Source organism: Pseudomonadota bacterium (genome assembly GCA_023229365.1).
Classification (GTDB): domain Bacteria; phylum Myxococcota_A; class Polyangia; order JAAYKL01; family JAAYKL01; genus JALNZK01.
Window position 1 is genome coordinate 57,976 of sequence record JALNZK010000005.1, and the last position, 12,114, is coordinate 70,089.

The 12,114-nt window shown below is 70.8% G+C and carries 9 protein-coding genes; 4 read left to right on the plus strand and 5 right to left on the minus strand.

The genetic code is table 11. From position 1 onward, the window contains the following. The first annotated feature begins 36 nt into the window (after nucleotides 1–36). Nucleotides 37–966, plus strand: coding sequence for an Rpn family recombination-promoting nuclease/putative transposase (locus M0R80_05220; protein MCK9459020.1), 930 nt, complete (start codon nucleotides 37–39; stop codon nucleotides 964–966). A gap of 68 nt (nucleotides 967–1,034) precedes the next feature. Beyond that, nucleotides 1,035–1,538 (plus strand): hypothetical protein, encoded by a 504-nt coding sequence (locus M0R80_05225; protein ID MCK9459021.1) that lies wholly within the window; start codon nucleotides 1,035–1,037, stop codon nucleotides 1,536–1,538. 168 nt (nucleotides 1,539–1,706) lie between these two features. On the opposite strand, the gene M0R80_05230 is transcribed toward M0R80_05225, so the two are convergent. Genes M0R80_05230 through M0R80_05245 form a run of 4 tightly spaced genes read right to left on the minus strand, consistent with a single transcriptional unit; the run spans nucleotide 1,707 to nucleotide 5,356 of the window. Further along, the gene (locus M0R80_05230) at nucleotides 1,707–2,357 is read right to left on the minus strand and encodes a PqiC family protein (GenBank protein ID MCK9459022.1); all 651 of its coding nucleotides are present in this window, start codon (nucleotides 2,355–2,357) and stop codon (nucleotides 1,707–1,709) included. Nucleotides 2,358–2,359: 2 nt separating this feature from the next. Continuing rightward, complete coding sequence (locus M0R80_05235; GenBank protein ID MCK9459023.1) at nucleotides 2,360–3,427, minus strand: MlaD family protein; 1,068 nt, start codon at nucleotides 3,425–3,427, stop codon at nucleotides 2,360–2,362. Beyond that, a complete protein-coding gene (locus M0R80_05240) occupies nucleotides 3,424–4,233 on the minus strand; it encodes an ATP-binding cassette domain-containing protein (protein MCK9459024.1) in 810 nt (269 codons plus the stop codon). The genes M0R80_05235 and M0R80_05240 overlap by 4 nt, the downstream gene beginning before the upstream one ends. Before the next feature lie 22 nt (nucleotides 4,234–4,255). Next, nucleotides 4,256–5,356, minus strand: a complete 1,101-nt coding sequence (locus tag M0R80_05245) for an MlaE family lipid ABC transporter permease subunit (GenBank protein MCK9459025.1) — start codon at nucleotides 5,354–5,356, stop codon at nucleotides 4,256–4,258. Nucleotides 5,357–5,539: 183 nt separating this feature from the next. Between M0R80_05245 and M0R80_05250 the strand changes: the two genes are divergently transcribed. Beyond that, on the plus strand, nucleotides 5,540–10,624 hold the full coding sequence (locus tag M0R80_05250) for a sigma 54-interacting transcriptional regulator (GenBank protein ID MCK9459026.1): 5,085 nt from the start codon (nucleotides 5,540–5,542) through the stop codon (nucleotides 10,622–10,624). A gap of 1 nt (nucleotide 10,625) precedes the next feature. Continuing rightward, on the plus strand, nucleotides 10,626–11,312 hold the full coding sequence (locus tag M0R80_05255; protein ID MCK9459027.1) for a hypothetical protein: 687 nt from the start codon (nucleotides 10,626–10,628) through the stop codon (nucleotides 11,310–11,312). Nucleotides 11,313–11,366: 54 nt separating this feature from the next. Here the strand turns inward: M0R80_05255 and M0R80_05260 are convergent, their stop codons facing one another. Continuing rightward, nucleotides 11,367–12,056 (minus strand): TylF/MycF family methyltransferase, encoded by a 690-nt coding sequence (locus M0R80_05260; protein ID MCK9459028.1) that lies wholly within the window; start codon nucleotides 12,054–12,056, stop codon nucleotides 11,367–11,369. Nucleotides 12,057–12,114 lie beyond the last annotated feature (58 nt).

Here is a 12,114-nt window from a genome sequence, read left to right on the forward strand (position 1 = left end):
GTGACCCTTGCCAAGCGCTTCGCCCGGGAGGTGCCCATGGGCGAACGCGATCGCGGATATCGGAAGCTGTTTTCACACCCGGAGATGGTGCGCGACCTGCTCACCGGCTTCGTGAAGGAGGACTGGGTCGAGGAGCTCGATCTCTCGACGCTCGAGCGCCAGAACGGGAGCTACATCGCCGACGACTTGCGCGAGCGCCAGGACGACGCGGTGTGGCGGGTCCGCTTCCGCGACTCGTGGCTGTACGTCTACGTGCTGCTCGAGTTCCAGAGCGCCGTGGATCGTTTCATGGCGGTGCGGATGATGACCTACGTCGGGCTGCTCTATCAAGACCTCGTGCAGCGCAAGGAGCTCGTCGACGGCGCGCTCCTACCGCCGGTGGTTCCCATCGTTTTGCACGCAGGCGACGAAGGCTGGAGCGCAGCGACCGACGTCGCCGAGCTCGTGTGCGACGCCCCCTTCGGCCTCGATCGCTGGCGGCCGCGCGTCTCGTACCTGCTCCTCGAGGAGCACGCGCTCGCGACATCGCTGGATCCGTCGCTGCGCAACCTCGCCGCGGCGCTGTTTCGCTTGGAGCACGACCGCGGCGCGCGTGCTACAATCGAGCTCGTCGCCGCACTCGCCGAGTGGCTGGGGGCGCCGGGCCAGGCCGAGCTGCGGCGGGCGTTCGAGGTGTTGATCGAACGGGTGCTGCGGCCCGAGGCTGAACCGACGGGCACGGCGCCGACGCTGGAGGAGACGAAGGCGATGCTCGAGACGAAGATGGCGCGGTGGGAGCGCGAGTGGCAGGAACGCAGCGAGGCGCACGGGCGGGCTGCCCTGTTGGTGCGGCTCTTGGAGAGGAAGTTCGGCGCGCTCGACGCCGCCGCGCGCGCCAGGGTCGAGTCGGCGGATCCGGAACGGCTGCTCTGCTTCGCGGATCGCGTGCTCGACGCCACTGATCTCGAATCCGTTCTCGCGGATTGACCACGACCTCGTCGCCGAGCCGATCTGAGCCCTGTACAAGTCTTTCGTCCTCTTGCACCATCGCATCCATGAGACTTCACCACGCTGTCCCGTTGCTCGCTGTAGTGCTCGCGACCCTTGCCGGTTGTCAGCCGAGTGCACCTCCGAGGTCGGCAGCGGATCTGTGCGCGGCCCAGACGGGCGAGGGGCAGCAGGTCGATCGGGCGGTGCCCGCCACTGTCGGCGACATCAAGGACTGGATGACGGAGAAATCAAGAGGAGCCAAGCTGCTCGGACCGGACGGAAAAACGTCCGATTTCAAATTCGACTGGTCCAGCTACTCGGACGTGCTCTCCGGCGAGCCGCTGGACGCGAGGGTCGCCGTGTGTGTGATCTCCGCGGTGAAGGGGATGATGCTACTGTCGGAGAAGTTCTCGGCGGATTTCGGCTGGGTCGAGGCGATGGTGATCATCGCAGGCCCCGGCAAAGGGTGGACGTTCCACACGGCCGGACCGCGAGACAAGATGCTCTCCATCGCGCCGGCGAGTTTTCCGTACGAACCGCCGCCGAAGCCTGAACGGGAATCGCCGTAGGTTGGGGGAAAGAGGCGCGGTTGAAGAGCGTGTCCCTCCCTGGCCCCGAGCTCCGTTCCACCCCAGGCCAGGGAGGGTGCTCCCGCGTCTTCGTCCCGGCACCGCGCCCCTCGAAAGGTTAGTGGCCGGCACGTACGGAAATCGCCAAACGGGTTTTCGGGCGGCCTATCAGGGCTGCGCGCTGCAGCCCGCGTAGGACGGCAGCACCGCCCGGAGCGACTGGACGACGTTGGCGGCCTCGTCGCCGTAGATCGCGTTCAGCGTGCGGACCGTCTCCTCGACGTCGACATCGCGATCGTCGTTCGCGACCGGCCGACGCGTGTCGAAGGAGTGCTCCCAGACGGAGGTGTCGGCGCTCGGATCGCGCAGCCGCAGCGTCATCGCGAGCCGCGCCTCGATGAGCTCGCCGGTCGCGACGAGCTCGATCGCGTCGATCGTGGCGAGCACGGTCAGGTGGGTGCGGGCGCTCGCGATCTGCGGGTCCACGGCCTCGAAGAGCCGGGCCCGCTCGAGCTTCTGCGCGAGCAGCTGCTGGAACATCTCCTGCGGCCGGCTGACCCAGAAGTCGTAGTTGAAGTACTTGACCTCGTAGTCGCCGGTGCGGAACACGATCCGGTCGTCGTCGTACGGGACCGCGATCTCCACGGGCGTCACGACGGCCGTTCGGGCGCACGCGGGGCCGGCCGCGGCCTGGGCCTGCGCCTCGGCCCCGTTGACGATCGCGTAGAAGTGCTTGTCCGGGACCGCGCCGCACCCGCAGAGGAGGGCGAGGGCGGCCGCCGCGGCGAGGATCCTCATTGTGCATTCGCGTCGCGCCATGATCACTTGTCCTTCTTCGGATCGCGCTCCTTGGGCGCCTTGGAGTTGATGATCAGCGACGGCTGCTTCTTCAGGTCCGCGGTCAGCTCCTCGAGGTTCTGCATGGTCCTGCGCAGCGAGCGCGCCGAGGCGTAGATGTCCCCGCGCGACGCCTCCACGAGCTGGCGGACGCCCTTGATCGCGGCCTCCGCCTCGGCCACGGTCTCCTGCGCGCCCTTGGAGATCTTCCCGATCTCGGCCGCCTTCACCTGCTCGTTGAAGCTGTCGAGCGTGACGTTGATGTCCGCGAGGATCTTGTCGACCCGCGAGAGGCTCGACGCCACGCGCTTGAAGCTCTCCGTCGCGTCGGCGGCGTTGGTCAGGATCTTGCGCACCTCGGGCTGCGCCTCGGTCATCACCTCCTCGAGCCTCTCCGCGCTGCGGTTCGCCGAGGCGAGCCCCTCCTTGAGATCCGCGCTCGCGGCCTCCGCGTTCTCGATGAGCGCGGTGACCTTCGTGTCGTTCTCCTGCACGAGCATCGAGAGATCGCCGGAGAGCGTCGCGACGTTGGCGATGATCTCCCGGACACCGCGGATGTTCTCGTCCGTGAGCACCGCGTTGATCTTGTTGAGCGCGATCTCCATCTTCACCGCGATGTCCTGGGCCTTGCCCTCGAGCGAGCCCATGAACGACTGGCCGGCCTTGATTTCGGAGCCGACCGGGAGGAGATCCGCCTTCTTCGTGCCGCCGGTCAGCTCGACGAACTTGAGCCCCGTGATCCCCATCGAGACCATCACCGCCGTGGTGTCCTTCTTGACGGGCGTCCCCTCGCGGAGTTCGAGCACCGTCACGACGCTGTCGATATTCTTCGCGTCGATGCGGATGTCCGTGATCTGGCCCACGCGCACGCCGTTGTACTTCACCTGCGCGCCGACCTCGAGGCCGCTCACCGACTCGATGAAGCGGACGGTGTAGCGGTCGCTCTTTTCGGTGAGGCGGAACCCGGCGAGCACGACGAACGCGCCGACCGCGAGCGCGCCCGCGACGATGAGGAACACCCCGAGCCTGATCTTCTCCGCTCTCGAGATCATCGGTCCACGCCTTCCATGATCGACCGGAGCGACCGCGCGCCCCCGCGCCCGATCGACGGGATCCGCGCGAAGTAGTCCCGCACGATCGGGTGATCGCTCGCCTCCACCTCGGCGAGCGTCCCGCGAGCGAGGACGGTCCCCTCGTGGAGCATAACGACCTTGTCCGCGATTTTTCGCACGCTGTCGAGATCGTGCGTGACCACGACCATCGTGATGCCGTAGAGCGCCTTGAGGTGGAGCAGGAGCTCGTCGAGGCCGGCGGCGACGATCGGGTCGAGCCCGGCGGACGGCTCGTCGCAGAACAGGATCTCGGGATCGATCGCGATCGCGCGGGCCAGCGCCGCGCGCTTCCGCATGCCGCCCGAGAGCTCCTCCGGGTACTTCGTGATCGCGTCCTCCATGCCGACCTGCGCGAGCTTCATGCGGACGATCTGCCCGATCACCGGCTCGGGGACGGCGGACGTCTCGCGGATCGCCATCGCCACGTTCTCGCCGACGGTCATCGAGGAGAAGAGCGCCCCGCCCTGGAACAGGACGCCGATCCGCGCGCGGATCGCCTTCAGCTCGGCCTCGCCCATCGCGCCGAGCGGCCGCCCGAACAGGCGCACCTCGCCCGCCGCGGGCCGCATGAGCCCGAGCGCGTGGCGCAGGAGCGTGCTCTTGCCGCAGCCCGAGCCGCCGAGGATCACCGTGATCAGCCCCTGCTCCGCCGTGAGGTCCACGCCGTCGAGCACGGTCTCCGCCCCGTAGACCGCGACGAGGCCGCGGACCTCGACCATCGGGATTCGGCGCGCGGCTTCCGTCAACTCTCCTCCCGAGCGCCCCCGCTCACACGAAGCTGAAGGCGCAGTCCGCGACGATGATCAGGAAGATCGACATGACGACCGATCGCGTCGTCGCCCTGCCGACCCCCTCGGCGCCGCCGCTCACCTTGAACCCGTAGAACAGCCCGACCGCGACGATGATCCAGCCGAACACGGCGCTCTTCACCACGTTGAACACGAGATCTTCGGTGAACACCGCCGTGAGCGTCTCGTTGAAGTACGCGGTGGCGTTGATGCCGAGCACCGTCAAAGCGATGACGAACCCGCCGGCGATCCCGACGAGCGCCGCGAGCACGCCGAGGAGCGGCTGCGTGATCAGCGCCGCGTATACGCGCGGCACGCCCAGGTACTCGATCGGATTGACGCCGATCAGCTGGAGCGCGTCGATCTCCTCGTTGACCCGCATCGTCCCGATCTCGGCGGTGATCGCGGCGCCGCAGCGCCCGGCCACGAGGATCGCGGCCATGAGCGGCCCGAGCTCGCGGAGCATCGAGATGCTGACGAGGTCGGCGATGTAGATGTTCGCGCCGAACGTGCGGAGCTGGTACGCGGACTGGAGCGCCGTGGTGAGCCCGACGAGCAGCGACACGAGGAGGACGATCGGGGCGCTGCCCGCGCCGATGCGCGACATCTGCTCGACGAAGAGGCCGAGGCGCATCTTGTGCTTGCAAAACGGCGACACGGCCGCGTGGTAGAAGAGCTCGCTCATCAGGAAGAGGAAGTAGTGGACGTCGCTCAAGGCGTCGATCGCCGCGCCGCCGACCGATTCCGCGAGCCGCGCCTTCGGCTTCGCGTACAGGGCGATCGGGCCGTCGACGCTCCAGCCGGTCATGTCGAGGCGGCTCGCGACCGGCTCCGGGATCGCGTGCAGGCTCACCCGACCCGCGGAGCCCCCGCGCTGGCTCGCGCAGTGCCCGAGGAGCGCCACCCCGGCGCTGTCGATCTCGTCGACGCCCGACATGTCGATTTCGATAGCCGCGCCGCGCCCGAGCACCGGCCGGAGCCCGGAGAATGCCTCGGCAACCGTCCGTCGGGTCAGGGCCCCCTGGAGCCGGACGCGCGTCGCGCCCGGCCCGGCGATCATTTCGATGTGAATGTCGTTCATGTGACAGACCGACGTCCATGGTAGGGAGCCGAAAGGCAAAGGTCAAAAAAGGGGAAAGGATTCGGTTGATCAGGCTGATTCGACCGATCAGTCAGATCATGCCGCAGTTGCCTACTGAGAGCAGACTGTGCCAACATGGCGCAAATTGGCACGAGTTGAGCCATTCCAACACCGGGGATACGCTTGGAAAATCAAATCAGTCGTCGATACACGAAGGTTCGCGATCTCGGGTCCGGTGCCCAGGGGTCGGTTTCGCTCGTCGCCGACAGGTACCGCGGCGGGCGCCTCGTCGCCCTGAAGAGCCTGTCCTCCCGCGGGGACGTCGAATGGTTGAAGCTGTTCAAGCGCGAGTTCGAGGTGCTCGCGCAGCTCAGGCACCCGCGCCTCGCCCGGGTCCACGACTTCGGCACGACCGCGGACGGCCGCGCGTTCTTCACGCGGGACTACGTGCCGGGCGACGACTTTCGCGAGCGAACGTCCGGCATGGATGTCCTCGCGCTCCTCGCCGCGGCCGTGGACGTCTGTCGCGCGCTCGAGCCGTTGCACAGGTGCGGCCTCGTGCACGGCGACCTGAAGCCCGGAAACGTGATCGTCGGCGGAGACGGCGTCGCGCGTCTCATCGACTTCTCGTTCGTCCGCACGAACGACGAGGGCGGCGGCGGCCGCGGGACGCTCCAGTACATCGCTCCCGAGCTGCTCGAGGAGAAGAGCGCGGACGCGCGGGCCGACCTGTACTCGCTCGGCGCCATGCTCTTCGAGGCCGCTTCGGGCGAGCCCCTGTTCGAGGGCACGGCGCGCGAGATCGTCGCGGGCCACCTCGGAGACGCGCGGCCGGCGCCGAGGCCGGACCGGATCGCGATCCGCGGCGCCGTCGATGGCGCGGCGTGGCGCGGGCTCGCGGGCGTCATCTCCCGCCTCGTCGAGCGGCAGCCCGAGGCGCGCTACCCGTCGATCGAGGAGGTGGAGGCGGCGCTCACGGCGATCGCGCCCGCGGCGATCGCCCCGGATCCCGTGTCCGAGATCCCGGCGCTGCCGTCGGCCGCAGGGCGCGAGGCCGAGACGCGGCGCGTGCGGGAGAAGGTGCTCGGGCGGCTCTCCGAACCGAAGGGGCGGGGCGCCCTGTACGCCGTGGAAGGCGAGGTGGGCGCCGGCAAGAGCGCCGTGCTCGCGGACGTCAAGTGGCACGCCCAGCTGTCGGGCTACGGCACGATCGAGGCGGTGTGCTCCCGCGGCGGCGGCCCGGTCGCGCCGATCATCGCGCTCGCCGAGCAGATCGCGGATCTCCAGTCGGGCGACTCCGCGGACGCCGCGCGGGCCGAGGCGCTCGTCGCCGCGCTCCGCTCGCTCGCCGCGGGCAGGGCGGAGCTCGACACCATCGCGGTCGGGCTGGGCCGGGCCGCTGCGCGCGCGGCGCAGAAGCGGCCGCTCCTCGTGCTCGTCGACGATCTGGACCAAGCCGCGGACGAGGCGGCGGCGCTCCTGCGCGGGCTCATGGCGGGGGCGGGCTCCGACACGCCGCTCGCGGTCCTCGTCGCGTGCCGCACGGGGCACCCTTGGAAGGATCGGATCGGGCGCGGCGACGGCATCGCGCTCCCGCTGCTCGACCGCGCGGCGATCCGCGGCCTCGCCGCGGCGTACTTCGGCGCGGTGAGCGACGAGAAGGTCGATCGCATCCTGGCGCACACGGGCGGCAACCCCCTGTTCGTCGGGTCGCTCCTCTTTGACGTCGCGAAGCGCGGCGGCGGGCTCGAGCGGCTCGAGCGGCTCGGGCCGCCCGTCGAGCTCGGCGAGTACTGGCGCCAGCGCGTCGCGTCGCTCGGCGAGGGCGAGCGGCGCGCGGTCGAGGCGATCGCCGTGCTCGGGGGCAGCGCCGCGCCGAGCACCGTCGCGCAACTCGTCGGCGTCGCGGAGGATCGCGTCGAGCCGCTCCTCGCGAGCCTCGAGACGATGCGGCTCCTCAACGCGGACGCCAGCGGGCTCCGCCTGAGCTCCGGCTCGCTCGCCGCGGAGGTGCTCGCCGCGGGCGACCCAGGCGTGATCGCGGCGCTCCATGCCCAGGCTGCCGAGCTCGAGACCGACGAGGCGCGCCGCCTCCTGCACGCCGCTCTCGCGAAGGACGCGGGGGCGATCCGCAGGCGCTACGCGGAGGTCGCCGCGGGTCTCGAGCGCGCCGGCGCCCTCGCCGCGGCGCAGGAGCTGCTCGCGGCGGTGGCCGCGGTGCTCACCGAGCCGCCCGAGGCGGCCCTCGTGCGCCTCGGGCTCGGCCGGATCGCGCTCGCCCAGGGAGACCACGCGACCGCCGCGCTCCACCTCAAGGCGCTCGTCGACGAGCCGGCGCCCGTCGGGATGGAGGCGCTCGCGCTCCTCGGGAAGATGCACGGCGCGCGGAGGGAGCTCGTCGAGGCCGCGGAGGCGCTCGATCGGGCGCTCGAGCGGGCCGCCTGTCCGGCGGACACGGCGCGCATCCTCGCGGAGCTCGCGCAGGTCCAGTTCCGCCGCGGGGAGCTCGATCTCGCCGCGGACGCGGCGAGGCGGGGGCTCGACCTCGCGCCGCGCCGCGACCCGACGCGCGCCGAGCTGTACGGCGTGCTCGGGAAGATCGCGGCCGCGCGCGGGGATCTCGGGGGTTCCGCGGCGCACTGCACCGAGGCGGTCGAGGCGGCGCGGGCGAGCGGCGACAGGCGGGCGCTGGGCCTCGCGATCAACATGCTCGCCTGGGCGCGCCAGCAGGCCGGCGATCTCGCCGCCGCAGCCGAGGATCTCGCGACCGCGCTCGCCCTGTACCGCGAGATGGGCGATCTGCGCCGGCTCATGCGTGCCGAGATGATGGCCGGAGATCTCCACTGGTGGCTCGATCGCCAGGCCGAGGCGCTCGTGCACCACGAGGAGGCGATGCGGCTCGCCGCGGCGGTCGGCAACCCCGTGCAGGAGATCGAGGTGCGCGTGGGGCTCGGGCAGGCGCTGGCCAAGGTCGGGCGATTCGAGCGGGCGGCGCTCCTCCTCGTCGAGGCCCGCGAAGACGCCGCGCGGCTGAAACAGGAGGGGCTGGGCGCGACCGCGACGGCGTTCCTGGGAGACGTCGCCGCGTGCCGCGGGAACACGGACGAGGCGCTCGCCCTCTGGTCCGAGGCGCGCGCCGCCCAGGAGCGCGTCGGCAAGGCCGGCGTGTGCGCCGAGCTGGAGCTCGAGATGGCCGAGCTGGAGCTCGGGCGCGGCACCGCCGACGGCCTCGCGGCGGCGAAGCGGCTCGCCGCCGCAGCAGCTGGGCGCGCCCGGGAGGATCGGGGCCGGAACTTCGAGGGGATGCTCGCGCTCGTGCGGGGCGCGATCCTGGTCGCCGAGGGGCGGTTCGACGAGGGGATGCGCGCCTGGGACGAGCTCGGCGCCGGGCTCACGGCGCACGGCTCGCGGGAGCTCCTGTGGCAGGTGCACGCCGCCGCGGCGCGGGCGCTGCTCGATCGCGGCGCGGAGATGCTCGCGCGCCAGAGGCTGCGGACCGCCGAGCGGATCCTCGAGCAGATCGCGGCCGAGCTGCCGTCCGAGCACCGGCTCCCGTACTGGCAGGACGTGCGGCGCGCGGAGATCCGGCGCCTTCTCGCGGTGACCGTGCCGTCGTCGGCCGCCTCGCTCGCGCGGGGCGCCGCCTTCGCCGCCAAGCCGGACGAGCTCGATCCGGAGGCCGCGGCGCTGTACCGCGTGCTCGAGTGCAACAAGCGGATCTCGTCCGAGACGAATCACGATCACCTGCTCGAGGCGATCCTCGACGCCGCGATAGAGATGACCGGCGCTGAGCGCGGCTTCGTCCTCACGCGGTGCGGGGAGGGGCTCGATGTCGGCGCGGCCCGCGAGATCGGCCGCGGCGAGCCCCGCGATCCGCACGAGCAGTTCAGCCGATCGATCGCGGAGTCGGTGTGCCTCGACGGCGAGCCGGTGGTCACCGTGGACGCGGCGGGCGACGAGCGCTTCAGCGAGTTCCTCTCGATCCACGCGCTCAAGGTCAAGTCCGTCGCGTGCGTGCCCGTCAACTACCGCGGGACGTCGTTCGGCGTGCTGTACCTCGAGAACCGGCTGCGCCGCGGGCGGTTCGGCGCCCGGGATCTGCGCGTGCTCACGGCGTTCGCGGACCAGGTCGCGATCGCGATCGCCCACACCCGGCTCCTCGACGAGGCGCGCCGCCGGGAGGAGGAGCTCGCGCAGACGACCCGCGCCCTCGAGGAGGTGTGCGCGCGCCAGGCCGCGGATCTCAAGTCGCGCAAGACCGATCTGCGGCTCGTCGAGGAGAAGCTCGAGCGGGTCCGCGAGAGGCTCGAGGGGCGCGGCGACTACCACGGCCTCGTCGGGGCGGGCGACGCGATGGGCCGCGTCTTCGCCGTGGTGGAGCGCGTGAAGGATCTCGATCTCCCGGTGGTCGTCGTCGGCGAGAGCGGCACGGGCAAGGATCTCGTGGCCCGCGTGCTGCACGACGTCGGCGCGCGGCGGAACGGGCCGTTCGTCGTGCTGTCGTGCGGCGGCGTGCCCGAGACGCTCGTCGAGGCGACGCTGTTCGGCCACGGGCGCGGCGCGTTCTCCGGCGCGGACGCCGAGAGCCCGGGGCTTCTGGCTGCTGCCGCCTCCGGCACGCTCTACCTCGACGACGTCGGCGAGATGACGGCCCGGATGCAGGTCGATCTCCTGCGCGTGCTGCAGGAGGGGAGCTTCGTGCCGCTCGGCAAGTCGGAGCCCGTGCGCGCGCAGTGCCGCTTCGTCGCGTCGTCGCGCGTGCCGCTCGAGGCGCTCGTCGAGCGCGGCCGCCTGCGCCAGGATCTGTACTATCGGCTCGGCGTCGTCGCGATCGAGCTCCCGCCGCTGCGCGAGCGCCGCGAGGACATCCCGTCCCTCGCGCGGTGCATCGCGCACCGCGAGGCGGAGCGGCTCGGCCGGCCGGATCCGGGGCTCGACGCCTCCGCGCTCGAGGCGCTGGCGGCGCACCCATGGCCCGGCAACGTCCGCGAGCTCGAGCAGCTCCTGCGGCGGGCGCTCGTCGTCGATGACGAGACCGGGCCGCTCACCGCCGACCGGCTCTTCGGGGGCGCTGCGCCTTTGCCGCAGCCGATCGTCGCGCGGCGGGGCAAGATCGCGGCCGGCGCCGAGGCCGCGGAGCGGGACCGCTACGTCGAGGCGCTCGAGGCGAGCCAGTGGAACCGCAGCCTCGCGGCGCAGAAGCTCGGCGTCCCGCGGCGCACGTTCTACCGCCGCCTCGAGACGCTCGGGCTGCTGAAGGGGAAGTGAGGTGATGCGGATCGTCTCGACGGGTCGAAGCGTTCTGGCCGTGATCTCGATCCTCGCCCTCGGCTGCGGTCCGTCGCTGCGGCCGGCAGAGGAGACGCTCGATCCGATCCCGGCGCAGGCCGAGCCCGTCGCCGCCGATCCGAACGACGAGCTCGTCTACCCCGAGAGCCCGTCCGCCGAGCCCGAGGACCCGGTCGCCGAGCCCGACGCCGGCGCGCCCGCGGACGCACCGAACCCGCCTGAGGAGATCGCGAAGCTCGATCCCGGGCTCGCGAAGACGCTCGACGCCGCCGAGGCGAAGGCGTCGGACGAAGGAAGGCTCGTGCTCGAGACGGGGCGGCGGATGGCGCTCGTCGATCGCGTGGTGATCCTGGGCGCGTGCTGGGACTACGCGAACGCGATCTACAAGCGCGCCGGGTTCCCGGCCAACAAGCGCAAGACGGTCTTCAACAAGCCGAAGACCGGCCCGTACGCCGACCCGGGGCTGTTCGAGCCCGGTGACTTCCTCTCATACAACCGCGACGAGAAGGGGAGCTGGGTGCACAGCGCAATCTTCGTCGACTGGACGAAACCCGGCGGGCGCGTCGCCCTGATGCTGACCTACGTCGGCAGGCGCCAACCGATCCCCGCGCTCTACGCCCGCAACGATCTTTCCCGCGTCTTCCGCGTCGTGCGGCCCAAGCCGTGAGCCCGGCTCGTCCTTGGACAGATCCGCAGGGGGCAGGGCGCGTGCCATGCGCCCCTACTTCCGCAGGACGACGCTCCCGTACAGATCGCACAGCGGCACGAACGGGATCGCGACCTCTCCCTTCAGGCAGAACTCCTCGACCGCGGCGCGGGGGCCGGGATAGTTCCTGTGGTTGTTGTAGTCGTGCACCATCAGGAAACCCCCGGGCGATAGCCTCGGATAGAAGTAGCTCAGCCCCGCGAGCGTCGGGGTGAACAGATCGACATCGATGGAGACGAAACAGAAGATCTCGTCGATCCCCGCCGCCGTTTCGGGGAAGCGCCCTTTCTCCACGACGCAGAGCTCGGGGTGCGGCATGGCGGCGAGGGCGGTCTCGACGTCCGTGTCCTTGAAGTCCTTCGTCGGGTTGTGGAATCCGAATCTCCCCTCGTATTCCAGCTCCGCGGGGTCGAAGCCCGTGAACGTGTCGAAGAGGTACAGCTTCCGGTCGAGGAACAGCTCGTTCACGAGCCGCGCGAACTCGCCGCGGTACACGCCGAGCTCCGCGCACGCGCCGGGCACGTCTCGGCCGTGGATTTCGTGGCTGATCACCTCGAGCGTCGAGACCCGCACGTAGTCGTCGTAGTCGCCGAAGTCGAGCATCCTCCGGCGCTGGTTCTTCATGACGATCATCTCGGGCGCCGGGTAGCGCCGGTCCCGGTAGATCCATTCCAGCAGCTTCCTCGCGATGGAGCTTCTCATCATCACAGACTACACCCCGCGCCGGCATCGAACCGCTTCGCGATCTCCCGGCCACCGACAC

Coding starts and splice junctions, on each gene's coding strand:
- M0R80_05245 (MCK9459025.1), bottom strand. CDS start 5,356: ATGAACGACATTCACATCGAAATGATCGCCGGGCCGGGCGCGACGCGC.
- M0R80_05220 (MCK9459020.1), top strand. CDS start 37: ATGGGCGAACGCGATCGCGGATATCGGAAGCTGTTTTCACACCCGGAG.
- M0R80_05230 (MCK9459022.1), bottom strand. CDS start 2,357: ATGGCGCGACGCGAATGCACAATGAGGATCCTCGCCGCGGCGGCCGCC.
- M0R80_05260 (MCK9459028.1), bottom strand. CDS start 12,056: ATGATGAGAAGCTCCATCGCGAGGAAGCTGCTGGAATGGATCTACCGG.
- M0R80_05235 (MCK9459023.1), bottom strand. CDS start 3,427: ATGATCTCGAGAGCGGAGAAGATCAGGCTCGGGGTGTTCCTCATCGTC.
- M0R80_05225 (MCK9459021.1), top strand. CDS start 1,035: ATGAGACTTCACCACGCTGTCCCGTTGCTCGCTGTAGTGCTCGCGACC.